Consider the following 23,921-nt stretch of genomic DNA (forward strand, 5'->3'; position numbering starts at 1 on the left):
CGCGCCCGCCGCCGGGTTCTCTCGTGGTCAGCCGCCGTGCACCAGCGCCGTCCCCAGGGCCGTACGCGTATGCACGACGGAGGAGCCCAGACGCTCGGTGGCCACCAGACCCGCTCGGCGTAGCACGGCGGCGTGACGACTGGCCGTGGCGATGGACGTACACAGGCTGGCCGCGAGTGTGGTGGTGCTGTGGCCGGTGTCGAGGAAACGCAGCGCGGCGGCGCGGGTCGGGCCGATCAGATCGTCAAGTCCTTGGCCGTTCGGTTCGCCATTCGCCGCCCGTGGAATCCAGAGCGGACTACGGGCGACGGGGTAGACGAGGACGGGTGGCAGTCCGGGATCCGCGAACGCGATCGGATGGTTGTGGCAGAAGAAGCTGGGAACCAACAGCAGACCACGCCCGTCGAGCTCGAGCGTCTGGTCCACCGGATAGACCACTTCCAGGACCGGCGGCCGCCAGCGCAAACCCGGCCCTAAGCCGCTCAACAGGGCTTCGCCGCCCTGCTCGAGGGTCCGCTGTGCATGGCGGGTCGCCTCGCGACCGGCGCGCTCCGCTCCTTCGGGGGCGTACGGGGCCAGGACGGTGGCGTGATAGCGGCGCAAGGCGCTACCGAGCCGGCGCAGGGCACGAGGGCGTCCGGCGCCGATGTCGTCAAGCCATGCCGGCGGACGCGAGTGCGAGGCCGCGAGTCTGTCGATCTCGGGGCGCAGGCGCCCCCTGTCGGTGGACAGCACCTCATCGACGGCGCCGTCAAAGTCGGTGCTGTGTCCCGGTGGCGTCAGGAAGTCGGGGAAGTAGGAGCTGATGGGGGCGAGCGTCGTCAGGAGGTGCACGTCCCGGCCCGCTCCCGTGTCCACCAGCGCCTTGCGGGCGAGACGGTTCCAGGGCGCGAAGAAGGGGTCCGGTAGGACGAGTTGGTGAAGACTCAGGATGGTCTCCCACATCACGTCCGGTTGCGCAGCCAGCCGAAGCCGTCCGAGATCGGCACTGCTGAAATGAATCCGGAGCACAGTCCCCCCTTGCCTGTGGTCACGTGCTGGTCGCCGACAGCGTGTGGGTCCGCTCGATCAGACACGAGTGCCGTAAACATGTCCTTGACGTCTCGTTGGCGCCGCCCTCAGCCGGGGCTTCAGGCTGCATGCTCGACAGGGGCGCGCCAATATGGGCGGGGCGGGCGCGGCGGCTTGAGGGTGACCGGGGCGCGGGCTGCTACAACCCGAACTCCAGGTGCTCGATCTCCGTGAACCGGACCTCCTCCAGGGAGCTGGCGCGGCGGCCGCCGTGCTGGAGGTACACGTTTCGTGCGTCGTCGGCCACGTACCGGGAGGCCGGCTCCCGCCTCGGGGTGGTGGCGGTGGCGACGCCAGAGGCACTGCGCCAGCTTGGGATTCGCGCGGCCGCGCCGGCGGCGAGACCCCAGCGGAGTTTCGTCGCGGTCCACTCCGCTGCGTACTGGCCAGAGATCGACGATCTCAACAAGCGGGTAGCCCAAGCCGTCGAAGACAGCACGCCGGACTTGCTGGAAGTCCGTGGCGTCGGCCCGGACAGCGCCGCTGCCCTGCTCATCGCTTGCTGGCGACAGCCCCGAGCGAGTCCACACCAAACTCGCCTACGTCTTCCACGGCACGGTCACCATCGCCTCGGTCCGTCGCCGACTCAAGCCATAGACACCCGAAGGACTCTGGTCTACCCGAAGGAACCGACTACACGGTGCCCCACCCATTCATCAGCCGGAATGCAGTCGAACATGGTGTTGGCCCAGGAGTTGGGCCTGCCGAACACCGCGCGCGTCAGAAGGACATCGCCGGCTCGCTGGGCACGCGGCACCATTCCCCACTCCGGAGAGCTGAGCTCGCCCTCCGGGGTGATCTCGATGGCCTTGCCGAGTTCCTCCAGGTGTGCACTGATCTCGTGCGCGAGCTCAGAAGGCTTCCGGCCTACCAGCCGAATGCCCTCCAGGGTCACCTGCGGACCCGTCCGAGCGTCCACAACGACGCAGGTCAAACCGATGGAGTCGACGAAGTAGGCCACAACATCCACTCGGCCGGCACATGCGTCTGCCTTACGGAACTGTGCGCGCACCTGCTCGAGCGGACCGAAGTTCCCCATCGGCGAGGCATCGGAGGTGTAACCCCACGCTTGCATCACAGCGATCGCGTCAGCCAGGCTCACGCCGAACAGGAGAGGGCCAACTCGTTCGAGCGGCTCAGAGTCCCACTGTTCACGGTCGGATTCGGCAATAACGGCCCGCCGGCCTGCCGCGCCCCCCACTGCCCACATACCTGACACCCCTCCAGCACCCCCAGCCCGGATGCCCTATCAGCTGATCCTACGGCCCTGGGCAGGGGCAAGATCCGCCGGACAGGCCCTAGCCGCAGCGTGCGATCAGCGCCGCCACCCCGTCGAGTACGACTGCGAGTCCGAACTCGAAGTCCGCGTCCGGCTCGTCCGCCTGGTCCAGGGCCCCGGATGCGAGGACGCGCGTGACGGACGGGTGGCGTTCGGGGTCGGTGAGAGCGGCGAGGGTGCGCTGGTAGCGGCGCATGACCTCGTCGGGGGCGTGGCCGCTCGCCGTGAACGCGGCGTCCAGGTCGGACATCAGCGTCGCCTCGTTGCGCACATAGCCGCCGACCAGCATGATCACGCCGAGTTTCGTGCCCTCGTCGAGCCCGGTGCCGTCGAGGGCCGCGAGGCCGTACTCCATCCACGCCACCGACTTCGGGCTCGCGGGCGGCCCGGAGATCGGGATCCGCAACAGCCACAGGTTCTCGTGGAAGACCGCGCGCTGCGCCCGCGCCCACCGGGTCAGCCGCGCGCGCCACCCCGCCCCGTCGGGCAGCGGTTCGGGTGGCGGGGGCGTGACCGCCTCCTGCATCAGGATGTAGAGCTCGTCCTTGGCGCCGACGTACCGGTAGAGCGACATCGGCGAGACGCCCAACTCCTTGGCGACGCGTCCCATCGACACTGCCCCGACGCCCTCGGCGGCCGCGACGCCCACCGCCGCGGCCACGATGCGGTCCAGGCTGAGGCCGGGCTTCGGCCCCTTCGAGGGGCGGGCCTTGAAGCCCCAGGCCGTCGCGAGGCTCGCGGGCAGTCCAGTGTCCTCGTCCGCCGCCGCCATCCTCGCCGCCTCCCTCTCCGCACCCGGCCCCTCCGCGCACCCGGGGCTGCTCCTCGGGCCTCCGGCCTTGACGCACATCCTATTCTGCGTAACCCTTACACAGAAATGCGTATCCCGTACGCAGTAGGCAATCGTGGAGAGGCGAGGCCATGCCCGACGCACCACCCGCCATCGAGGCCGTCGGCCTCCGCAAGACCTACGGAAAGCGCGAGGTCCTGCGGGGCCTCGACCTGACGGTGCCCCGCGGCACCGTGCACGCCCTGCTCGGCCCGAACGGCGCGGGCAAGACCACCATCGTGCGCATCCTGGCCACGCTCACCGAGGCCGACGCGGGCACCGCCAAGGTGGCCGGGTACGACGTGCGCACCGAGCGGGCCCGCGCCCGCCGCGCGATCAGCCTCACCGGCCAGTTCGCAGCGGTCGACGAGATGCAGACCGCCGCGGAGAACCTTCGGATGATGGCCCGCCTCGCCCGTACCTCCGGCCCCGCCCGCACGTCCCGCGCCGCCGCACGCGCCCGCGCCGCTGAACTCCTCGACCGCTTCGACCTCGCCGCCGCCACCGACCGTCTGGTCAAGACGTACTCGGGCGGCATGCGGCGCCGCCTCGACCTGGCCGCATCCCTCGTGGGTCAACCCGACGTGGTCTTCCTGGACGAGCCCACGACGGGCCTCGACCCGCGCGGCCGCCAGGAACTGTGGAGCGTGGTGCGCGAGCTGGCGGCGCGAGGCACGACGGTCTTCCTGACCACCCAGTACCTGGAGGAGGCCGACCGGTTGGCGGACCGTATCGCCGTGCTGCACGGCGGCGAGCTGGTCGCCCAGGGCACCTCCGAGGAACTGAAGAGCCGCGTCGCCGGCCACCGCCTCGACGTCGTCCTGGCCGACCCGGCCGCCTATCTGCGCCTGGCACCCCGAGCGGCGTACAGCGAGCCCGAGACCCGCACCCTGGGCTTCCCCACCGACGGCGGCGCGCCCCAGGTGCGGGCGCTGCTCGACGCGTTGGACCCCGACGGCACGGCGATCGAACGGTTCTCGCTGCACACGGCCACCCTCGACGACGTCTTCCTGACCCTCACGAAGCCCGCGCACCGGGAGCCCAACCATGTCTGACGCACTCATCATGGCCGGGCGCTCCGTCCGGCTCAGTCGCCGCAACGTCGACGCCCTGATCATGGCCATGGCGCTCCCGGTCATGCTGCTCCTGATCTTCGTGTACTTCTTCGGCGGCGCCATCGACACCGGTACCGAGTACGTCACCTACGTCGTTCCCGGCGTCCTGCTGCTGTGCGCCGGCTTCGGCTCCGCCGGCACCGCGGTGGCCGTCACCGAGGACCTCAAGGGCGGCATCATCGACCGCTTCCGCTCCCTCGACATCGGCGGCACCCCCATCCTCGCGGGCCACGTCGTCGCCTCCACGGCCCGCAACCTGATCGCCACCGCCCTGGTCTTCGCCCTCGCCTTCGCGATCGGCTTCCGCCCCTCGGCCGGCCCGGGCGCCTGGCTCGCCGCGATCGGCCTCCTGGTCGCCTACATCGCGGCACTCTCCTGGCTGTCCGCCGCGGTGGGCCTGCTCGTCAAGTCCCCGGAAGCGGCAGGGGGCTTCACCTTCTTCGTGAGCTTCCTGCCCTACCCGAGCAGCGCCTTCGTCCCGACCGACACCATGCCGTCGTGGCTCCAGGGCTTCGCCGCCCACCAGCCCGTCACCCACGTCATCGAGGCGGTACGGGGACTGCTGCTCGGGCAGCCGGTGGGCTCGACGGGGTGGGTGGCGCTCGCGTGGTGCGCGGGCATCCTCGCCGCCTCGGTGGCCGCCTCGGGCGTGCTGTTCAAGCGGCGTACGGCCTAGGGTCGTTGCCGACCAGCCGTCTCTCGCCTTGCCGCATCCCGGTGGGCTAGGCTCGCGGCCATGCATACCGGGACGGCCCTGCGCCACACACGGATTGGTGACCCGGTGCTCTTCTGAGCGCCGCACGTGCTCCGCCTCCGTCGTGTTGATCACAAGCTCGACACATCAACCACGACAGGAGACGTCATGCCCACCAAGACACTGCTGATTCCCACCACGGACGGCCAAGCCGACGCCTTCGCCGCCTTCCCCGACGACGGCGAGCGGCATCCGGGGGTGCTGATGTACGCCGACGGCTTCGGCATCCGGCCCGTGCTGCGGGAGATGGCGCGCGAACTGGCCGGATACGGGTACTACGTCCTCGTCCCCAACTTCTTCTACCGCCACGGCCCGGCACCGCTGGTCGACCTTCCCGAGCACATCGGAGAAGAGGCCCGGACCGCGCTCATAGCCCGACTGATGCCCCTGCTCGAGGCGCACACCGAGGAACGCGTACGGAGCGACGCCGACGCCTACCTGAGGTTCCTCACCACCCGGCCCGAGGTCGCCGCCGGGCCGGTCGCCGTGACCGGCTACTGTATTGGCGGCCTCCTGGCGACACGCACCGCCGCGGCCCACCCCGGCCAGGTGGCCGCCCTCGCCGCCTTCCACGCCCCCGTGGGCGCCGCCGGGCCCGACACCCTCGCCAAGATCACCGCCCAGGTCCACTTCGGCCACGCCGAAAGCGACCTGACACCTGAGGCCCTGGATGAACTCAACCGGTCCTTGGACGCCGCGAAGGTCGACTACACCTCCGAGATCTACCCCGGCACCGTCCACGGGTTCACCATGTCCGACACCGACGCCTTCGACCCCGCCGGACTGCGGCGCCACTGGGACCGCCTCCTCCCTCTCCTCCGCCGCGCCCTGTGAGCACCCACCGGACAGCCGCATCGGAGTAACCGACCAACCGACCGGCAGGCGGCGAACCTAGCCTGGAAGCATGACCAGAGCTGCCCACCACCCCCAGCTCCGGCGGGTCTACGAGCCCCCGGAGCCCGGTGACGGTACGCGGGTCCTCGTCGACCGGCTGTGGCCGCGCGGCCTGGCGAAGGCGGACGCCCGCGTCGACGAGTGGCCCAAGTCCGTCACCCCGTCGACCGAGCTGCGCCGCTGGTACCACGCCGGGGAGGGCACGTACGAGGAGTTCCGCGAGCGGTACGAGGCGGAGCTGGCCGCGCCGGAGGCCGCCGAGGCCCTCGGCCGGTTGCGGGAGCTCGCCCGGAAGGGGCCGCTCACCCTGCTGACCGCCTCCAAGGAGCCCGCGCAGAGCCACGCCGCCGTGCTCGCGGAGTTCCTCAGGCGGTGACCGGGGCGGCCACGCGCCCACCGGAGGTCAGCAGCAGTACGCCGCGCCCCGCGAGCGCCGCGGAGCCCGCGGCGACCAGCCACCCCACCGGCCCCGCACGGAACCCCTCCCCGAGCAGGGCGACGCCGATGACGGCGGCCGCCGCCGGGTTCGACAGGTTCACCACCGCGAGCGGCGCGGCCAGCCCGCCCCGGTACGCGGCCTGCGACAGCAGCAGCCCGCCCGTGGCGAACACCGCCACCAGCACGGCGAGCAGCGCCGTCTGCCAGGCCGCCAAGGGGCCGCCCGGCAGCTCGCGCGCGAGTGAGGCGGTCACCGTCTGTGTCAGCGCGGACCCGACCGCGGACGCGACCCCCGACGCGGTGGCGAACCCGAGCCCGTACCCGTGGGCGGTCCGGCGTACCAGCGCGGCGATCAGGAGCGCCGTCACCGCGGCGACCGCGAGCCCCTCCGGCAGGGACAGCGCGTCGCCCGGCGCCGCCGGGCCCACCACCGCGACCAGTCCGACCAGCCCGCCCAGCGTCCACAGCGCCCCGCGCCACTCCACCGCGCTCACCCGCCGCCGCTCGTAGCACGCCCCGACCGGCAGCGCGGCCACCAGCGTCAGCGCGCCGAGCGGCTGGACCAGGGTGAGCGGCCCGTAGTGCAGCGCCGCGACATGCGTGAGCGCGCCCGCCGCGTTGAGCCCGATCGCCCACCACCACAGCGGCCGGGCGGCCAGCGCCCGCAGGCCCCCCGCCGGGGCGAGCCGCGCCTGGACGACCGCGGCCAGCGCGTACCCGGCGGCCGAGGCGAGCGACAGCACCACCGCGAACAGCGTCGCCCTCATCGCGCCGCCGCCCCGACGAGCACGGCCCCGCGCCCGCGCCGCACGGCCCCCGGCGCCCGTACGACGGCGAGGACACCGCCCAGCAGGGCGGCGGCCACCAGGGCGTCCAGCCAGTAGTGGTTCGCGGTGCCGACCACGACCAGCAGCGTCAGCAGCGGATGGAGCAGCCACAGCGGCCGCCACCGGCCACGGGTGGCGGCCATCATCCCGATCGCGACCATCAGCGCCCAGCCGACGTGCAGCGACGGCATCGCCGCGAACTGGTTCGCCATCGTGTCCGTCTCGGGCGTCGCCCCGTACACCGACGGGCCGTACACCCGTGCCGTGTCCACCAGGCCCGCCTCGGCGAGCATCCGCGGCGGCGCCAGCGGCACCAGCAGGTGGAGCGCGAGCGCGGCACCGGTCAGCAGCGCCAGCGCCCGCCGGGACCACAGGTAGTGCGCCGGCCGGCGCCAGTACAGCCAGCCGAGGAAGGCCACGGTCGCCGGGAAGTGGACGACGGCGTAGTACGTGTTCGCCAGATGGACGGCCGTCCCGTCGTGCAGGAGCAGCCGCTGCACCCACCCCTCGCCCGGCAGGTGGACGGCCCGCTCCAGCTCCCAGACGCGGGCGGCGTTCCCGAAGGCGCGGCCCTCGTGTCCGTTCGCGAGCAGGCGGCCCAGCTTGTAGACGAGGAACAGCGCTGTCACCAGCGCCAGCTCGCGTACCAGGGGCGGCCGCCGGGCGGCGGTCGTCTCCGGTGGTATCCCGGCAGCCATGGTCCGGCCCCTCTGATGGTTCGCTAAGGCAACAAAACGGGGCAAGCTTAGATGCCTCACTATCGAGACGCAAACGTCTCGATACGTTTGCGTCTCGATGAGGCCCCGCCTACGCTCGTAGCCGCACCCAGACATCCGTCAGCGGGGAGAAAGCGATGTCCACGCAGGCCGCCACCACCGCCGCGCGCCGCAGCAAGATCACTCCCGAGCGGGAGCAGGAGCTGTACGCGGCCGTGCTGGACCTGCTGCGCGAGGGCGGCTACGACGCCGTCACCATGGAGGGCGTCGCCGCCCGCACGAAGTGCGGCAAGGCCACCCTCTACCGGCAGTGGAAGACCAAGCGGCAGCTCGTGACCGCCGCGCTCGCCAAGAGCCGCCGCTCCCTCTTCACCGACATCGACACCGGCTCCCTCGCGAGCGACCTGCGCGCCGCCGCCACGGCCGCCGCGACCCGCCGCGGCCACGACACCGAACTGATGGAGGCCGTCGGCCAGGCCTACCTGCTCCACGCCGACCTGCGCCACGCACTGCGGGAGACGGTCATCGACCCCGAGGTCGCCGCCCTCGACGCGATGCTCCAGCGCGGCATCGCGCGCGGCGAGCTCGACCCCGCCAACCCGGCGATCGCCTTCGTCGCCCCCTGCTTCCTCGGCGTCCTCCGGGTGGAGCGCCTCTTCGAAGACCGCTTCACCGACGACGACGCCCTCCCCGCCCTCCTGGAGGCGGTGCTGCTCCCGGCGCTGGGCCTCGCACCACCGGCGTAAGGCGCGGACCGCCCGCCCTACCCGCGCAGCCGCGGCGCCTCCGCCACCGGGTCCACCGCATCCTCCGGCCGGCCCCCCAGCCGCCCCGCCAGCCCCCGGGCCCACTCCACCAGTCCGCCGACATCGATCCCGTACACCGGCGAGAAAGCGCGGATCCGCTCCGCGCCGCGGACCAGCAACCGCGCCCCGCCCGCCGTGTTCCCGCGCGCCGCGTGCGTAAGACCCACCGCCAGCTGCGCCAGACCCCGCCACAGCTCGCGCTCCCCCTCCCGCTCCCCGGCGCACGACTTCCACGCGTCCTCGAACACCTCGTGCGCGTGGAACGGCATCCCCGCGTCCAGCAGCCGCTGGGCCTCGCCGAGGGTCTCCCCGGGCGTACGCACCACCCCCTCCGGCTGGCGCTCCACGCCCGGCGCGCCGTACGGCAACGGCCGCCCCAGCCCGTCGCGGGGGCGGGCGTTGCGTGCGCGCCCCTCGGGGTCTCGGTCCCTGTCGCGGTCCCTTCGCGTCCTGTCCACGCCTCGATTGTCACCCTTCCGGCGGGAGCGTTCCCAACCGTGTCCTTCGCCACCGGGGCGCGGCTACCCTCGGGTCCGGACACGCACACACATGCCCGGGCACGTCGTGGGGGAGGGAAGGCGATGCGGCCGTCCCAGCCGGAACACCGGCTTTCCGTACCGCTGTTGGAGCGCGAGCCCGAGCTCGCCGCGGCCGCCCGCGCCGTGGACGCGCTGTGCGGCGGCGGCGCCTCCGGCGGACTGCTGGTCTATCGGGGTGAATCCGGCATCGGCAAGACGGCGTTACTCGACGCCGTGCGCCGACTCGCCGCCGACCGCTGCACCGTCCACGCCGCACGCGGCGGCGAGACCGTCACGTCCGTCCCCTTCCACGTCGTACGGCAACTGCTCCAACCCGCACTCGCCCCGTACGACGGCGACGAGCTGCGGCGGCTGTTCGCCGACCGGTACGACATCACCGCCCCCGCCCTCGGCGTCACCGCCCCCAGCGCCCCGCTCGCCGACCCGCAGGGCGTACGGGACGGGCTGGACCGGCTCGTCGCGCGGCTCGCCGAACGCCACCGGCACCAGCTCCACCGCCCCCTCGTGCTGCTCGTCGACGACGCGCACTGGGCGGACGCCGAATCACTTGGCTGGCTCGCGTCCTTCGCCGTCGGCCTGCCCGCCCTGCCGGTGCTGGTCGTCCTCGCCCACCGCCCGAGAGCCGGCGCCGACCCGGCCACCGCTCTGCTGGACCGGCTCGGCGAGGCCGCGAGGCTCCGCGTCACCCTGCGCGCCCTCACCGCGGACGCCACCGCCGACATGGTCCGGACCACCCTCGGCGACGAGACGGACGACGCGTTCTGCCGGGAGGTGTGGACGCTCACCGGGGGCAACCCGTACGAGACGGTCGAGCTCCTCGCCAGGGCCCAGGACCGCATGCTCGCCCCCGTCGAGGCGTCGGCGGCCCTCCTGCGCGACCTGGCCGCCACCTCGCGCGGCAGCGGGCTCGTGGCCCGGCTCGAACGGCTCGGCACCGGCCCGACCCGGTTCGCGTGGGCGGCCGCCGTGCTCGGCACCGACATCTCGCAGTCCCTCGCCGCCGGTCTCGCCGGAATGACCGCGGCCGAGGCGGAGAGCTGCACGCAGCGACTGCGCGAGGCCCGCATCGTCACCGGATCCGACCCCCTGGAGTTCGTCCACCCGCTCATCGCCACCGCCATATACCGCTCCATCCCGCCCGCCCTCCGCACCGCCATGCACGGCCGGGCGGCCTGGGCCGTCACGCGCGCGGGCCTCGGTCCGGCGGCCGCCTCCCGCCACCTGCTCGAGATCCACCCGGACGACGACGAGGAGGTCGTCGCGCAGCTGCGCGAGGCCGCCCGCGAGTACCTCGCCCTCGGCGCCCCGGCGGCGGCCCGCCGCTGCCTGGAACGCGCCCTCCAGGAACCGCCGCCCCCGGAGGCGTACGCGCAGGTCCTGTACGAACTGGGCTGCGCCGCCCTGGTCACCTCGCCGTCCGCCGCCGTGCGCTACCTGCGCTCCGCCCTCGCCCTCCCGGGCCTCACCGGGCCGCGCCGCACCGACGCCACCTGCCGCCTCGCGCAAGCCCTCGCCCACGGCGACCAGCCGCGCGAGGCGGCCCGCTCCGTCGCCGCGGAGGCCGCCCGGACGCCCCCGGGCCCCGCCCGGACGCGGCTGGAGGCGGCACGGTTCATGTACGAGGGGTTCCAGGCCGACGAGGAGGACGGCCCCGGCCGCTCCCGCCGCCTCGCGGACCTCGCCGACCACCTCCCCGGAGCCGGCAACGCCGAACGCGCCCTGCTGTCGCTGCGCGCCTTCGACGCGATGCTCCGCGGCGAGAACGCGGGCCACGTCCTCGACCTGTGCGCGCGCTCCCTGGCCGACGGCCGCCCGGCGCGCGGCCTGGGCTGGACGGATACCGAGTGGGGCTGCGAGACACCGGCCGTCGTCGGCGTCGCGTACGCCTTCACCGACCGGCCCGACCACGCCAGGGCCCTGTTCGAGGAGGCGGTGCGCGCCTTCGAGATCTCCGGCTGGAGCGGCGCCCACCTCGCCTTCGCCCACACCCTCCTCGGCCTGGCCCACCGCCGCCGCGGCGCCCTCGTGGAGGCCGAGAGCTTCCTGCGCGAGGCGCTCCGCCTCGCCGACCGCCTCGGCACCGGGCTTCCGGTCCAGTGGGACGCGGTCTGCCTGCTCATCGACACGCTGCTGGCCCGGGGCCGTACCGCGGAGGCCCGCGCCACCGCGGACCACTACCGCTTCGGACCGCCCTGGCCCGGCGCGATGGTCGTACCCCACGGGCCCTGCGTCCACGGCAGGCTCCTGCTCGCCGAAGGCCGCACCGAGGAGGCCGTCACGGAACTGGAGTCGGCCGGCCGCGCCCTGGAGCGCCGCGGCCGCCTCAACCCCGTCTGGGCCCCCTGGGCCTGCGACCTCGCCCGCGCCCTCGCCCCCACCGACCCGCCCCGCGCGGCCCGCTACGCCGAACAGGCCCGCGTCCACGCCGAACGCTTCGGCACGGCCACCGCCCTCGGAGAAGCCCTGCGCTGCGCGGCCCTGTTCGCCCGCCCCGACGAGGCCGTCCACCTCCTGGACCGGGCGGTCCGGCACCTGGAAACCTCCCCCTCCGCGTACGAACACGCCCTGGCCCGGTACGACCTCGGCCTCGCCACCGGCTCCCCGGCGGAACTCACCCACGCCGCCACCCTGGCCACCACCTGCGGCGCCGACACCCTCGCGACCCGCGCACTCCAGGCCCGGGATACGAACCCACCCCGGGAGTGAGGTAATCTTCTTCCTGCGCGCTCACCACGGCGACAAGCCGGGGGACACGCGCATCGGGACGTGGCGCAGCTTGGTAGCGCACTTGACTGGGGGTCAAGGGGTCGCAGGTTCAAATCCTGTCGTCCCGACTTTGCGGAGTCGCAGGTCAAGGGGCCGTTTCAGAGAAATCTGAAACGGCCCCTTGATCGTTTTCGGGGACCAGGTGGGGACCAGCGTGCGGCAGGGAGCGCGGCGCCGGCGGCGGTGATCCGGCGGGGGACGAACACGGGCACGCCGGCCGGCGTCTGCGAACCAGGTCAGCCCGGTATGTGCCCTCACGTCCCCTCGTCCTCGTCGTCCGCCGGGGTGGGCCGGGGGAGGGGGATGCGGGTCTGGCCCTCGATCGGCGCCGGGGTGCGCTCGCCGAGCCGGTCCTCCAACACTCGAAGCCTGGTACGCGTCTCCTCGGTCGTCATGTTTCCCCTCCCCGTCACCGCTGTCCCGGACCAGGATCCGACGGACGGCCCTGCCCCTGCGCCGCGGCCGCCGAGGCCACGGTCCGGGGGTCCTCGCCGGTGAGTTCGACGATGCGGTGCGGCGGAACCCCGGCGGCCGTGGCCCGTGCCAGCAGGGCGTCCCGCTCGCCCGCGCAGTCGCGGTAGGCCAGCAGCTCTTCCTCCACGCGGGCGAGGGCACCCGGCGCCAGCGCGTGGCGCAGCCGGTTCAGCTCCTCGTCGCTCAACGGAACGGGCAGCTTCTCCGTCCCCTCGGGGATGGCGCCCGTCTCCTCCGGCGGCAGCAGCCGGACTCCCGCGGAGCCGGTGGTCACACCGTGCGCGTCGAGCCACCCCCGAACGGCGGGCGTCTCCAGGCACGCCAGGTCGCCGACAGCGGCGACGGATGCGCCCAGTGGAGTCGCCGGGTCGTCCACGAGGAACAGGTAGGCGTCGTCGGTCATGCTCGTCTCCTTCGCAGACGCGATGGTCGTGTGCTGTCCTCACCTACCCCGTGCGACGGGAGCCACCGCCCGGCTCCGGTCACCTTCGCCCACGTGGCGCCGGTGCCGCGCACGCCGCCGTAGAGGTCGGGTGCGCGGCGGGGGATGTCCGGCGGCTGAGGGGGCACACGTGCACACGGTGCTCGCACCCACGCGGCCGGGCATGCCATCGGCAGCACACACGTGGGCGGGCGGACGACGGTAGGTGACAACAGGACGCAGGGAGCGCAGTGATGAAAGTCCGCTCGTGGCCGATCCGACCGGACCACAGGCTCACCGCCCACGTGGTGGCCGGACGCTACCGGCTCGACGACCTGCTGGGCCGCGGTGGCGCGGCCGACGTGTACGAGGGCGTGGACCTGCGCCTGCGGCGGCCGGTCGCGGTGAAGGTCTTCCGCCCGGACGGTGCCGCCGACACGGAGGAGCGGTTCGACAGCGAGGGCCGGCTGCTGGCCCGGTTGCAGCACTCCGGCCTGATCACCGTGTACGACTGCGGCCGGGACGACGGAACGCCCTACCTGGTGATGGAACTGGTCAAGGGCACGACGCTGCGCCGGCGGATTGCCGCGGCCCCGCTGGCGCCCGCCGAGGCGTGCCGGATCGGAGCCGCGCTGGCCTCGGCACTGGCCCATGTGCACGAGGCCGGAGTCGTCCACCGCGACGTCAAGCCTGCGAACATCCTGCTGGACGAGGCGGGCTTCCCCCACCTGACGGACTTCGGCATCTCCCGGCTGCTCGGCACCACGGCCCAGACCGTCCCGGGCGCCTTGGTGGGGACCGCCGCCTACATGGCCCCGGAGCAGGTGCTGGGCCGGGGAGCCGGACCGGCAGCGGACATCTACAGCCTGGGACTGGTGCTCATCGAGACCATCAAGGGTGAACTGGAGTACGACGGGGCGCCGCTGGAGGCTGCGATCGCCCGCCTGCACCGGCCCCCGGTCATTCCGCCGGACATACCGGCGACGCTCGTCGAACTGCTGGAAGCCATGACCGACGCGGACGAGAGCCGCCGGCCGGACGCCCGGGCCTGTGAGCGCGCCCTGGCCGCCTTGGCATCGGAGGATCTCGCGGGAGCGGCCGACGCGCCCGCGGGTTCCTCCGTGCTCGGGGCTCCGCCCGTGAGCGGTGAGAACGGCGAGAACGGCGCCGGTGAGCGGAACCCGGACACGCTGAGGTCGCACGGGGCGGGTGCCGCGCCGGGGATCGCAGGCGTCGAGGCCGCCGTCCCCGCACACGGCGGGCCGGTGCCCGCACGATCCTCTTCCGGCCGGCCCGCCTCACGCCGGGCCGGTCGGATCCTGCTGACCGCCGGCGCGGCCCTGACCGTCTTCGGCGTCGGACTGGCCGGTTCGGTGGGCGGGCCGTCCGCCGAGGCGGAGAACGCCGCGTCCGGTCCGCCCCGCCCCGCCACGACCGAGCCGGCCTCCCCGGACGCGAACCGGTCGAGGGCGTCAGCCTCCTCCCCGTCCTCGCCGGCCGCCCCGACCGCCTCGCCCGCTCCGTCGGCCGGAGCCGCTGCCGTCTCCGCGTCCGCGTCCGCGCCGCGGTCCCCCTCGTACACCGGGAGCCGAAAGGTCACCGGAGCCCAGGACGCGGCGACGGACAGCGGCACACTGTCGGCTCCCGGCGGCTGGGAGCGGCAGCGCGGCCGTGTGGCCGGTCCCGGAACAGCCGGCCCGGCTCCTGAGAAGCCCGAGGCGCGGCAGGCGAAGCCGAAGTCGGCGAAGGGCAGGCACGCGCGGTGACACGGCGGGGCTCCCTGGCGTGACGCCGCCCTGACGGGGCACCAGACACGCAACTCGCCGGCAGTCGCCCGGGGCGGTGGCGGCCGGGGGACGGCAGGCCCCGAACGGAGCAGTGGTGTCATGACGATCGGTGTCCCCGCGAGCGGCTCGGCGCCCGGTCGGCGCGAGCACGGGGCGTACGCGCGCGCAATGGCCCGTACACCGGTCGCCGTCTGGGAGGACGACCTGACCGACTGGGCGGCGGCGCTGACGTACTACGCGGTGCTGGCCGTCTTCCCGGCCCTGCTGGTGATGGTCTTCTCCATCGCCCTGGTCGGCACGGACACCCCCCAGGAGGTCGTCGCGCAACTGGCCGCCTTCGTGCCGAAGGCGGCCCGTCCGGTCCTCGCCCAGGCCCTGAGCAGCCCGCAGGAGGGCCCGTCGGTCCGCTGGCTGCTGCTCGTGGCCACCGCCGGCGCCGCGCTGTGGTCCGCCTCCAGCTACCTGGCCGTCTTCCGGCGGGCGCTGCACGCGATGTACGGCGTTCCCGACTGCCGTCCGGCGTGGCGGACGTTCCCCGCCATCCTGCTCAGGGCGTTGACCGTGCTCGCACTGCTGGTCAGCGGGGTGCTGACGCTCACGGCCGCCGAGCGGGTCGCCCGGGCCATCGGCCGGGGCACGGGAACGGACCATCAGGCCGCCCTCGTTTGGGCGGGCTTGAAATGGCCGCTGCTGTTCACGGTGGTCGTCGCCCTGGTCCTGCTCCTCTTCTGGTCCGGGCCGCCGGAGACTCGCGGTGTACGGCAGACGCTGCCCGGCGGAACACTGGCGGTGCTGCTCTGGCTGCTGGCGTCGGCGGGCTTCGCCTTCTACGCGTCGCACATCGCGACGTACAACCGTCTCTACGGCTCCCTGGCGGGTGTGGTGGCGTTCCTGGTGTGGCTGTGGGTCTCCCATGTCGTGCTGCTGGCGGGCGCGCAGTTCAACGCCGAACTGGCGCGGGGCGGGCGACCGGAGCGGCCCGATCCCTGCTCCGGTGATCGTGCCGGCGTCGCAGCACGGTGACGCCGGCCACGGACACGGCGACGGAGCTGTCGCATGCGGCTCAGCGGCTGATGGCCCGAGACCGGCTGTGTGGCCGGCCGTGGTCTGCGTTCTGGGGACCAGCCGGTGCGACCACCTGCCACGGGCGCCCGGTCAGGTGGCCAGCGGACGCGCCAGCGGTTCCCACCAGGCCCGGTTGTCCCGATACCAGGCGATCGTGCCGTCCAGCCCGTCCTCGAGACGGTGCCGCGGGGCCCACCCCATCTCGGCGCGGATCTTGCGCGAGTTCACCGAGTACCGCAGGTCGTGGCCCTTGCGGTCGGGGACCGCCCGCACCATGCTCCAGTCCGCCCCGCACGCGCGGAGCAGCCGTTCCGTCAGCTGACGGTTGGACAGCTCGTGCCCGCCGCCGATGTTGTAGACCTCGCCGGCCCGCCCGTCCCGCAGGATCGCGAAGAGCGCGCGGCAGTGGTCCTCCACGTGCAGCCAGTCCCGGACGTTGAGCCCGTCGCCGTAGAGCGGGACGGTGCGGCCGTCCAGCAGGGACGTGGTGAACAGCGGGATGATCTTCTCGGGGAACTGGTAGGGGCCGTAGTTGTTCGAGCACCGGCTGACCCGTACGTCGAGCCCGTGAGTGCCGTGGTACGCGAGCGCGAGCAGGTCGGAGGACGCCTTCGACGCGGCGTACGGAGAGGTGGGACGCAGCGGCTCCTCCTCCGTCCACGATCCCTCCGCCAGCGAGCCGTACACCTCGTCGGTGGACACGTGCAGGAAGGCCGGGGTGCGGTCCCGGAGCGCCGCGTCCAGCAGGGTCTGCGTACCCACCACGTTGGTGCTGACGAACTCGGCGGCGCCCGCGATGGAGCGGTCCACGTGGGACTCGGCCGCGAAGTGCACCACCGCGTCGTGACCGGGCAGCAGCCTGCCCACGAGCGCCGCGTCCCGGATGTCGCCGTGGACGAAGTCGAGACGCCGGTCCCCTGCCAGCGGCGCGAGGTTCTCACGGTTGCCGGCATAGGTGAGGGCGTCGAGCACGGTGACGGACGAGACGGGGACGGGGGCCTCCGGACCGAGCGCCATCCGGACGAAGCACGAGCCGATGAAACCGGCACCACCGGTGACGAGGATTCTCATGGCGTGATCTGCACCTTGCTGTGGTCGCCGAGGATGAGACGGTGGCTGCGGGCGATCGTCTCCGCGCGCGTCACCTCGGCCTCCCTGCCGATCACCGAGGACGCGATCCGGCCGACACCCCTGATCGACGAACTCTCCAGCACGATCGAGAACTCGATCTCACTGGCGTCGATCACGCAGTTCCCCGCCACGGACGTCGAGGGCCCTATGTACGAGGCGGTCACCTCCGTGCCGGCGCCGATCACGGCCGGACCGACGATCCGCGACCGCGACACTACGGCGCCCGGCTCGATCCGGACCCTGCCGATGATCTCGCTCTCCGCGTCCACCTCCCCGTCCACGCAGGGCTCCAGCAGGTCCAGCACCGCACGGTTGGCCTCCAGCAGCTCGGTGATGCCGCCGGTGTCCTTCCAGTAGTTGCTGATCATGCTGGAGCGGACGGTGCGGCCCTGGTCGAGGAGCCACTGGATGGCGTCGCTGATCTCCAGCTCGCCGCGCGCCGATGGGCCGATGGCCCGTACGGCCTCGTGCACCGCGGGGGTGAAGAGGTAGATGCCGACGACGGCGAGATCGCTGGCCGGGTCCCGGGGCTTCTCCTCCAGCCGGAGCACCTGCCCGTCGGGGGCGACGTCCGCCACGCCGTAGACGGTGGGGTCCTCCACCCGCGCCAGCATGATGCCGGCGTCGGGCCTCTCGGCGTGGAAGTCGCGGACCAGGTCGTGGATGCCGCCGATGATGAAGTTGTCGCCCAGGTACATGACGAAGTCGTCCTCGGCGAGGTAGTCGCGGGCCACCAGAACCGCGTGCGCGAGACCCAGCGGCTCGTGCTGCCGAATGTAGGTGATCTTGGCTCCGAAGGCGCTGCCGTCGCCGAGCGCGGTCCTGATCTCCTCGGCGGTGTCGCCCACGATCACGCCGATGTCGGTGATGGCGGCGTCCACGAGTGTCTCGATGCAGTAGTGGAGCACCGGTTTGTTGGCCACCGGGACGAGTTGTTTGGCGCCGGTGTGGGTGAGCGGGCGCAGCCTGGTTCCGTAGCCGCCCGCGAGTACGAGTGCCTTCATGACGTATCGTCCTTGCCCTGCCTCGACCCCCAGGGAGCAAACGGGCGGGAAAAACCCGGGCCGTGACGGGGGACGGACACGGCCCGGTGCCTCGACGGGCTCATGAGCTGCAGGCGCGGAATGCCGAGCCTCACCGGAGGCGCGGAATGTCGAGCCTCACCGGAGGTGCGAACGGTGAGCCTCACCGGAAGCTACGCAGGGACGACCACCGGCGGAAACCCCTAGCCTTCCCGCCTCACCGGGGCTCCGGCTCTCCCGCAGCGCATCCCGCGGAGGTAGGGGTTGAGGCTAGGGGTGCGTCTGCCCGTAGCGTGACGGCCGGGGCGGACGGGCTGCTCCACGCGCGGTGGGGTGACGGGATGTCGGAACTCGAGGCGGAGCGCAGAGCGCGATACCAGGCGACCGTGGTGCAGGAATACCTGCGCAAGACGGCCGAGGAGGGCGACCCGTACGCCGCCATCCTGCTGGTCCCGGACAGTCCCTACCCGCTCTACGAGCAGCTCCGCGAACGCGGGGCGCTCCACCGCAGCGCGGTCGGCGCCTGGACGACCGCCAGCCACCGGGTCGCCAACCAGATCCTGCGGGACCGGCGGTTCGGCGTCCGTACGGCAGAGGGCGCCAAGCCCCCCGAGTTCATGCCGTTCGACAACTCCATGCTCGGACTCGACCCGCCCGACCACACCCGCCTGCGCCGGCTCGCCACCCCCTCGCTCAACCCGCGCAGGCTCGCCCACTGGCAGCCGCACGTCGAGCGGTTCACCGGCGAACTGATCGACGAGATGCTCGCGGGCCGCGATCAGGTCAACTTCATGAGGGCCTTCGCCCAGCAGCTCCCGCTGCGCGTGATCGGCGACCTGGTCGGCATCCCACCCCGCCACCGGCAGCTGTTCTTCCGGCTCAGCCGCCGCATGGCCTATCTGCTCGACGGCGTGGCAACCGTCCAGGCCGCGCGGGGCGCGGCGGCCGCCATCGAGGAGATGACGGCGATGTTCCACGACATCATCGCCGAACGGAAGGCCGACCCCCGCGAGGACCTGATCAGCGATCTGCTCCCGGCGGTCGAGGACGGACGGCTGACCATGGACGAGATGGTCCCGCTGTGCATGTTCCTCCCGCTGGCCGGTACCGAGACCACCGTCAACCTCATCGGCAACGGACTGCTGGCCCTCCTGGAACACCCCGAGCAGTGGGACATGCTGGTCGCCGATCCGTCACTGGCCCCCGCCGCCGTACGCGAGACCCTGCGCCACGACCCGCCGGTGCAGCAGTACCGCAGGATCGCGCACACCGATCTCGAACTGGAGGGGGAGGTGATCGCCGCCGGCGAGGAGGTGGCGATCTGCGCGGGCGGGACCAACCGGGACCCCGAGGTCTATCCCGACCCCGGACGGTTCGACATCACCCGGGACCCCGGGCCGGAGAACCTGGCCTTCTCGGCGGGCATCCACTTCTGCCTCGGCGCCGCACTGGCCCGGATGGAGGCGGAGACCGCACTTGCCGCGCTCGCCGCCCGGGTGCCCGGCATCCACCGCGCCGGGCCGGTGCGCAGACGCGGGTCCTTCATCATCCGCGGGATGCTCCAGTTCCCCGTCGGCCTGCGCTGAGCATCGCGGGCGAGATAAGGGGCCGTCCCGCCGGGTAGGGGTTGCCCGCCTTCACGGGCCGTCCATAGCGTCGCGGACGCGGATGTCCTGAATACGGCACCCGCGGCATTGGCGGCCCCGGGTGGACCGTGGCCGAGCGGCAGCCTGGAAGGTACCGGGAAAATGGCAGAAGACGAGACGCTCCGGGACTACCTCAAGCTGGTCACGCTCGACCTGCGCAGGACCAAGCAGAAGCTGCGCGACCGGGAGGCCGCCGACCAGGAGCCGATCGCGATCATCGGCATGAGCTGCCGCTACCCGGGCGACATCCACACGCCCGAGGACCTGTGGCGGCTGGTGGCCGAAGGACGGGACGCGATCTCCGGCTTTCCCACGGACCGCGGATGGGACCTCGCACGGCTCTTCGACGGCGACCCGGACGGCGAGGGGCACAGCTACGCACGCGAGGGCGGGTTCGTCCACGACGCGACCGAGTTCGACGCCGACTTCTTCGGTGTCTCGCCGCGCGAGGCGCTGGCCATGGACCCGCAGCAGCGCCTGCTGCTGCGGGCGGCCTGGGAGGCGTTCGAGGACGCCGGCATCGACCCCCACTCGGTCCGCGGCACCCGCGCCGGGGTGTTCGCCGGCAGCAACGACCAGAGCTATCTGCGCCTGCTGGCGGGCGAACCCGGAACCGCGGGACACCTGTTGACCGGCGGCGCGACCGCCGTGATCTCCGGCCGGGTCTCCTACACCATGGGCCTGGAGGGGCCCGCGGTGACCGTGGACACCGCGTGCTCGTCGTCGCTGGTCGCCCTGCACCTGGCCTGCCAGTCGCTGCGCAGCGGCGAGAGCACCCTCGCGCTGGCCGGTGGCGTCACCGTCATGGCCACACCCGGCGTCTTCACCGAGTTCAGCCGGCAGCGCGGGCTCGCGGCCGACGGCCGCTGCAAGTCCTTCGCGTCCGCGGCCGACGGCACCGGCTGGTCCGAGGGCGTCGGTGTCCTCCTGCTGGAACGGCTCTCCGACGCCCAGCGCAACGGCCACGAGGTCCTGGCCCTGGTGCGCGGCTCGGCCGTCAACCAGGACGGCGCCTCCAACGGGCTCACCGCTCCCAACGGCCCCTCCCAGCAACGCGTCATCCTCCAGGCGCTCGTCGGCGCCCGCCTCTCCCCGTCCGACGTGGACGTGGTCGAGGCGCACGGTACGGGCACGAGGCTCGGCGACCCGATCGAGGCGCAGGCCCTGCTCGCCGCCTACGGCCAGGACCGGCCCGAGGGACGCCCGATGCTGCTCGGCTCGGTCAAGTCCAACATCGGGCACGCGCAGGCCGCGGCGGGCGTCGCCGGCGTCATCAAGATGGTGCAGGCGCTGCGGCACGAGCAGCTGCCCCGCACCCTCCACGTGGACGAGCCGTCCGCGCAGGTGGACTGGTCGGCGGGCGCGGTGGAGCTGCTGACCGAGGCGCGACCGTGGCCCCGCGGTGAGCGGCCGCGCCGGGCGGGCGTCTCCTCCTTCGGCGTCAGCGGCACCAACGTCCACACCATCATCGAGGAGGCGCCCGCGGCCCCTGCCGGCGAGGAGGCGACCGGGGCGGGGGACGACGCCGGGCCGGTGGCGTGGCCGCTGTCGGGCCGCTCGGCTGCCGCGCTGCGTCGGCAGGCGGCCCGGTTGTTGCCGGTGGCCGCGCAGGCGGATCCGGCTGATGTGGCCTTCTCGTTGGCGACGGGGCGGGCGGCGTTGGAGCATCGGGCGGTTGTCGTGGGTGGCGGCCGTGAGGAGTTGGTGGCGGGGTTGCGTGCGCTGGCCGAGGGGGAGTCCTCGGCGGGGGTCGTGTCGGGTGTGGTGCGGGGTGGGAACACGGTGTTCCTGTTCTCGGGTCAGGGTGCGCAGCGGGTGGGGATGGGGCGTGGGCTGTACGAGGCGTTCCCGGTGTTCGCGGAGGCGTTCGACGCGGTGTGTGCGCGGGTGGACCTGGAACGGCCGCTGCGAGGTGTGGTGTTCGGGGAGGACGTGGAGCTTTTGGCGCGTACCGCGTACACGCAGCCTGCGCTGTTCGCGGTCGAGGTGGCGTTGTTCCGGCTGGTGGAGTCCTGGGGCGTGGTCCCGGACGTACTGGTGGGTCATTCGATCGGCGAGCTGGCTGCCGCGCACTGCGCGGGTGTTCTGTCGCTGAACGACGCGTGTGCTCTGGTGTCGGCGCGTGGGCGCTTGATGGACGCGCTGCCGTCGGGCGGTGCGATGTTGGCAGTCGAAGCGGCCGAGGACGGGCTTGAGCTGCCCGAGGGCGTGGATCTCGCGGCGGTCAACGGGCCGACCTCGGTGACGGTTTCGGGTGACGTCGGTGCGATCGCGGGCCTGGAGGAGCGGCTGCGCTCCGAGGGCGTACGGGTCAAGCGGCTCACGGTCTCGCATGCGTTCCACTCGCGTCTGATGGAGCCGATGCTGGCCGAGTTCGCGGCGGTCGCGAAGTCGTTGACGTACCACGCTCCGACCGTCCCGGTGGTCACCACGGCGCCGGGGGACCTGGCGACCCCGGAGTACTGGGTGGGGCAGATCCGTGAGCCCGTCCGGTTCGCCGACGCGGTGTCCTCGCTCGCTGATGCGCGGGTCTTCCTCGAACTCGGGCCCGATGGGGTGCTGTCCGCCCTCGTCCCGCACATCGTCGAGAACGCACCCGCCCTCCCCGCCCTGCGCGCGGGCCACGACGAGTCGGCCGCACTGCTGCGCGCCCTCTCGGGTCTCCACGCGCGCGGCGCGGACCTGGACCGGTCCGCCGTGTTCGCGCGCGGTGGTGGCCGGCGTATCGCGCTGCCCACGTACGCCTTCGCAGCCGACCGCCACTGGCCGTCCGGGGTCTCCTGGGCGGGCGATGTCACGTCCGCCGGTCTCGGCGTCACCCATCACCCGCTGCTGGGTGCGGGCATCGCGCTCGCGGAGGACGACGGGTACCTCTTCACCGCCAGGCTCTCCCCGGCCGCCCAGCCCTGGCTCGTGGAGCACCGCGTGCACGGCCGGATCGTGCTGCCCGGCGCGGCGTTCGTGGACCTCGCCGTGCGCGCCGGTGAACAGGCGGGCACCGAGCAGCTGGACGAGCTGGTTCTGGAAACGCCGCTCACCGTGCCCGAGGACGGCGCCGTGCAGGTACAGCTGGTGGTGGGCGCGGCCGATGACGAAGGCAGGCGGAGCCTCACCGTCCACGCGCGGCGCGAGGACGGCGCCGCCGGTGACGGCTGGCCCGACCGCCCCTGGACGCGGCACGCGGTCGGCGTGCTCGCGCCCCGGCCCCGGGTCGTCGCCGAGGATCCCGAACTGGTCGGTGTGTGGCCTCCCGAGGAGGCCGCTCCCGCCGATCCGGCCGCGCTCTACGAACGGCTCGGGGCCGCCGGTCTCGCGTACGGCGAGCTGTTCCGCGGTGTCAGCGCCGCGTGGACGCGTGGCCGGGACGTCTTCGCCGAACTCGCCCTGCCCGACAGCGCCGTCACCGGCTTCGGCCTGCACCCGGCCCTCCTCGACGCCGCGTTGCAGTCGGCCGCCGTACGCGGTGGCGACGGCGAGGCGGGCCTGCCCTTCTCGTGGACCGGGGTGACGCTCTGGGCGTCCGGGGCGACCGCCCTGCGCGCCCGGATCTCGCCCGCGGACGGCGGGGACGGCATCCGCATCCGGGCTGTCGACCCCGCCGGCCACCCGGTCGTCACCGTGGACCGTGTGGTCACCCGGCCCGCGCCCGCCCTCGGCGATGAGCCGTCCCGGCCGGACGACCTCTACGAGCTGGACTGGACGCCGGTCCCGGCGACCGGGCCCGAGCCCGGTGAACTCGCCCAGTTCGGGGGCGGGGAACCGCTCGTCACGAGGGCGGGCACGCTCGACGAGCTCGCGAACAGTGGCCGGATGCCCACCCATCTGCTGCTGTCCGCCTGCCTGGACGCCTCTGCACGCACCGACGCGCAGACCGTACGCGCGCAGGCCGTACACGCGCAGGCCGTACTCGCGCGGACCACCGAGGTGCTCGGGCAGCTGCGGTCCTGGCTCGCCGACGAGCGGTACGCCGGCACCACCCTGGTCGTGGTGACCCGCGGTGCCGTGCAGGCGGACCCCGCCGACACCCTGCCCGATGTGTCGGGCGCCGCCGTATGGGGCCTCGTGCGCTCGGCGCAGTCGGAGCACCCCGACCGGATCGTGCTGGTCGACCTCGACACGTCCGACGGGAACGACGGCCGGGCGCTCGCCCGCGCCCTCGCCTCCGGCGACCCGCAGACCGCCGTACGGGGGAACACCGTGCTCGCGGCACGGCTGACGAGGGCACGGCCCGGTCTCGTACCGCCCGCCGAGGGGGCGTGGCGGGTGGGGGTGTCGGTGCGGGGTGCGTTGGAGAACGTGGGTTTGGTGGCGGCGCCTGATGTGGTGGAGCCGTTGCGGTTG

20 protein-coding genes, 1 tRNA gene and 1 pseudogene are annotated in these 23,921 nt (G+C 73.2%); 11 read left to right on the forward strand and 11 right to left on the reverse strand.

The genetic code is table 11. The features are described 5' to 3' along the window. Positions 1–27: 27 nt before the first annotated feature. The 4 genes and pseudogenes from ACIRNI_RS16955 to ACIRNI_RS16970 form a co-directional block, all read right to left on the reverse strand. Entirely contained in the window at positions 28–1,011 is a 984-nt protein-coding gene (locus tag ACIRNI_RS16955) for a transcriptional regulator (RefSeq protein ID WP_403552178.1), read from the reverse strand. Between the two features lie 199 nt (positions 1,012–1,210). After that, positions 1,211–1,297 (reverse strand): annotated as a pseudogene (locus ACIRNI_RS16960) (XRE family transcriptional regulator); the annotation flags it as partial. 390 nt (positions 1,298–1,687) lie between these two features. Then, complete coding sequence (locus ACIRNI_RS16965; protein ID WP_403552179.1) at positions 1,688–2,173, reverse strand: hypothetical protein; 486 nt, start codon at positions 2,171–2,173, stop codon at positions 1,688–1,690. Between the two features lie 196 nt (positions 2,174–2,369). Continuing rightward, positions 2,370–3,122 carry a TetR/AcrR family transcriptional regulator gene (locus ACIRNI_RS16970; protein ID WP_403552180.1) on the reverse strand — a complete coding sequence of 251 codons (753 nt, stop codon included), beginning with the start codon at positions 3,120–3,122 and terminating at the stop codon, positions 2,370–2,372. Between the two features lie 149 nt (positions 3,123–3,271). Between ACIRNI_RS16970 and ACIRNI_RS16975 the strand changes: the two genes are divergently transcribed. The 4 genes from ACIRNI_RS16975 (at position 3,272) to ACIRNI_RS16990 (ending at position 6,318) form a co-directional block, all read left to right on the forward strand. Further along, the gene (locus ACIRNI_RS16975; protein ID WP_403552181.1) at positions 3,272–4,234 is read left to right on the forward strand and encodes an ATP-binding cassette domain-containing protein; all 963 of its coding nucleotides are present in this window, start codon (positions 3,272–3,274) and stop codon (positions 4,232–4,234) included. Beyond that, positions 4,227–4,970 (forward strand): ABC transporter permease, encoded by a 744-nt coding sequence (locus ACIRNI_RS16980; protein ID WP_403552182.1) that lies wholly within the window; start codon positions 4,227–4,229, stop codon positions 4,968–4,970. Before ACIRNI_RS16975 ends, ACIRNI_RS16980 begins: the two co-directional genes overlap by 8 nt. A 186-nt stretch (positions 4,971–5,156) precedes the next feature. Next, positions 5,157–5,882 carry a dienelactone hydrolase family protein gene (locus ACIRNI_RS16985; RefSeq protein ID WP_403552183.1) on the forward strand — a complete coding sequence of 242 codons (726 nt, stop codon included), beginning with the start codon at positions 5,157–5,159 and terminating at the stop codon, positions 5,880–5,882. Between the two features lie 70 nt (positions 5,883–5,952). After that, the gene (locus ACIRNI_RS16990; RefSeq protein ID WP_403552184.1) at positions 5,953–6,318 is read left to right on the forward strand and encodes a DUF488 domain-containing protein; all 366 of its coding nucleotides are present in this window, start codon (positions 5,953–5,955) and stop codon (positions 6,316–6,318) included. Here the strand turns inward: ACIRNI_RS16990 and ACIRNI_RS16995 are convergent. Together ACIRNI_RS16995 and ACIRNI_RS17000 are read right to left on the reverse strand one after the other, a co-directional pair. Next, a complete protein-coding gene (locus ACIRNI_RS16995) occupies positions 6,308–7,147 on the reverse strand; it encodes a hypothetical protein (protein WP_355354884.1) in 840 nt (279 codons plus the stop codon). The genes ACIRNI_RS16990 and ACIRNI_RS16995 overlap by 11 nt on opposite strands. Then, positions 7,144–7,905 carry a phosphatase PAP2 family protein gene (locus tag ACIRNI_RS17000; protein ID WP_403552185.1) on the reverse strand — a complete coding sequence of 254 codons (762 nt, stop codon included), beginning with the start codon at positions 7,903–7,905 and terminating at the stop codon, positions 7,144–7,146. The genes ACIRNI_RS16995 and ACIRNI_RS17000 overlap by 4 nt, the downstream gene beginning before the upstream one ends. Positions 7,906–8,060: 155 nt before the next feature. On the opposite strand from ACIRNI_RS17000, the gene ACIRNI_RS17005 reads away from it, so the two are divergent. Then, positions 8,061–8,669, forward strand: coding sequence for a TetR/AcrR family transcriptional regulator (locus tag ACIRNI_RS17005; RefSeq protein ID WP_403552186.1), 609 nt, complete (start codon positions 8,061–8,063; stop codon positions 8,667–8,669). Positions 8,670–8,686: 17 nt separating this feature from the next. Here ACIRNI_RS17005 and ACIRNI_RS17010 read toward each other — a convergent pair whose 3' ends face one another. After that, complete coding sequence (locus ACIRNI_RS17010) at positions 8,687–9,187, reverse strand: DUF309 domain-containing protein (RefSeq protein WP_403552187.1); 501 nt, start codon at positions 9,185–9,187, stop codon at positions 8,687–8,689. A 123-nt stretch (positions 9,188–9,310) separates the two neighbouring features. Here ACIRNI_RS17010 and ACIRNI_RS17015 point away from each other — a divergent pair, with 123 nt between their 5' ends. Together ACIRNI_RS17015 and ACIRNI_RS17020 are read left to right on the forward strand one after the other, a co-directional pair. Then, the gene (locus ACIRNI_RS17015; protein ID WP_403552188.1) at positions 9,311–11,974 is read left to right on the forward strand and encodes an ATP-binding protein; all 2,664 of its coding nucleotides are present in this window, start codon (positions 9,311–9,313) and stop codon (positions 11,972–11,974) included. Between the two features lie 54 nt (positions 11,975–12,028). Further along, positions 12,029–12,102, forward strand: a tRNA-Pro gene (locus ACIRNI_RS17020). A 186-nt stretch (positions 12,103–12,288) separates the two neighbouring features. On the opposite strand, the gene ACIRNI_RS17025 is transcribed toward ACIRNI_RS17020, so the two are convergent. Together ACIRNI_RS17025 and ACIRNI_RS17030 are read right to left on the reverse strand one after the other, a co-directional pair. Continuing rightward, the gene (locus tag ACIRNI_RS17025; protein WP_403552189.1) at positions 12,289–12,429 is read right to left on the reverse strand and encodes a hypothetical protein; all 141 of its coding nucleotides are present in this window, start codon (positions 12,427–12,429) and stop codon (positions 12,289–12,291) included. A 14-nt stretch (positions 12,430–12,443) separates the two neighbouring features. Then, positions 12,444–12,911, reverse strand: coding sequence for a DUF6003 family protein (locus tag ACIRNI_RS17030; protein WP_403552190.1), 468 nt, complete (start codon positions 12,909–12,911; stop codon positions 12,444–12,446). 272 nt (positions 12,912–13,183) lie between these two features. On the opposite strand from ACIRNI_RS17030, the gene ACIRNI_RS17035 reads away from it, so the two are divergent. Further along, a complete protein-coding gene (locus ACIRNI_RS17035) occupies positions 13,184–14,695 on the forward strand; it encodes a serine/threonine-protein kinase (protein ID WP_403552191.1) in 1,512 nt (503 codons plus the stop codon). 120 nt (positions 14,696–14,815) lie between these two features. Beyond that, on the forward strand, positions 14,816–15,739 hold the full coding sequence (locus ACIRNI_RS17040) for a YihY/virulence factor BrkB family protein (protein ID WP_403552192.1): 924 nt from the start codon (positions 14,816–14,818) through the stop codon (positions 15,737–15,739). A 132-nt stretch (positions 15,740–15,871) separates the two neighbouring features. Here the strand turns inward: ACIRNI_RS17040 and rfbB are convergent, their stop codons facing one another. Further along, positions 15,872–16,852, reverse strand: a complete 981-nt coding sequence (gene rfbB / locus ACIRNI_RS17045) for a dTDP-glucose 4,6-dehydratase (protein WP_403552193.1) — start codon at positions 16,850–16,852, stop codon at positions 15,872–15,874. Then, positions 16,849–17,916, reverse strand: coding sequence for a glucose-1-phosphate thymidylyltransferase (locus ACIRNI_RS17050; protein WP_403552194.1), 1,068 nt, complete (start codon positions 17,914–17,916; stop codon positions 16,849–16,851). The genes rfbB and ACIRNI_RS17050 overlap by 4 nt, the downstream gene beginning before the upstream one ends. Positions 17,917–18,320: 404 nt before the next feature. On the opposite strand from ACIRNI_RS17050, the gene ACIRNI_RS17055 reads away from it, so the two are divergent. Together ACIRNI_RS17055 and ACIRNI_RS17060 are read left to right on the forward strand one after the other, a co-directional pair. Beyond that, a complete protein-coding gene (locus ACIRNI_RS17055; RefSeq protein ID WP_403552195.1) occupies positions 18,321–19,520 on the forward strand; it encodes a cytochrome P450 in 1,200 nt (399 codons plus the stop codon). Positions 19,521–19,682: 162 nt separating this feature from the next. Then, positions 19,683–23,921: type I polyketide synthase (locus tag ACIRNI_RS17060; RefSeq protein ID WP_403552196.1), on the forward strand; the 4,239-nt coding region annotated here is incomplete at its 3' end.

Origin of the sequence: Streptomyces sp. NPDC093546 (assembly GCF_044765045.1) — a bacterium.
GTDB lineage: Bacteria > Actinomycetota > Actinomycetes > Streptomycetales > Streptomycetaceae > Streptomyces.

Bases quoted from the DNA above. Each gene is read 5' to 3' on its own strand.
- ACIRNI_RS17000 (WP_403552185.1), bottom strand. From the start codon at position 7,905: ATGGCTGCCGGGATACCACCGGAGACGACCGCCGCCCGGCGGCCGCCC.
- ACIRNI_RS16995 (WP_355354884.1), bottom strand. From the start codon at position 7,147: ATGAGGGCGACGCTGTTCGCGGTGGTGCTGTCGCTCGCCTCGGCCGCC.
- ACIRNI_RS16975 (WP_403552181.1), top strand. From the start codon at position 3,272: ATGCCCGACGCACCACCCGCCATCGAGGCCGTCGGCCTCCGCAAGACC.
- ACIRNI_RS17035 (WP_403552191.1), top strand. From the start codon at position 13,184: ATGAAAGTCCGCTCGTGGCCGATCCGACCGGACCACAGGCTCACCGCC.
- ACIRNI_RS17005 (WP_403552186.1), top strand. From the start codon at position 8,061: ATGTCCACGCAGGCCGCCACCACCGCCGCGCGCCGCAGCAAGATCACT.
- ACIRNI_RS17015 (WP_403552188.1), top strand. From the start codon at position 9,311: ATGCGGCCGTCCCAGCCGGAACACCGGCTTTCCGTACCGCTGTTGGAG.
- ACIRNI_RS16970 (WP_403552180.1), bottom strand. From the start codon at position 3,122: ATGGCGGCGGCGGACGAGGACACTGGACTGCCCGCGAGCCTCGCGACG.
- ACIRNI_RS17030 (WP_403552190.1), bottom strand. From the start codon at position 12,911: ATGACCGACGACGCCTACCTGTTCCTCGTGGACGACCCGGCGACTCCA.
- ACIRNI_RS16985 (WP_403552183.1), top strand. From the start codon at position 5,157: ATGCCCACCAAGACACTGCTGATTCCCACCACGGACGGCCAAGCCGAC.
- ACIRNI_RS17050 (WP_403552194.1), bottom strand. From the start codon at position 17,916: ATGAAGGCACTCGTACTCGCGGGCGGCTACGGAACCAGGCTGCGCCCG.
- ACIRNI_RS17040 (WP_403552192.1), top strand. From the start codon at position 14,816: ATGACGATCGGTGTCCCCGCGAGCGGCTCGGCGCCCGGTCGGCGCGAG.
- ACIRNI_RS16990 (WP_403552184.1), top strand. From the start codon at position 5,953: ATGACCAGAGCTGCCCACCACCCCCAGCTCCGGCGGGTCTACGAGCCC.
- ACIRNI_RS16980 (WP_403552182.1), top strand. From the start codon at position 4,227: ATGTCTGACGCACTCATCATGGCCGGGCGCTCCGTCCGGCTCAGTCGC.
- ACIRNI_RS17025 (WP_403552189.1), bottom strand. From the start codon at position 12,429: ATGACGACCGAGGAGACGCGTACCAGGCTTCGAGTGTTGGAGGACCGG.
- rfbB (WP_403552193.1), bottom strand. From the start codon at position 16,852: ATGAGAATCCTCGTCACCGGTGGTGCCGGTTTCATCGGCTCGTGCTTC.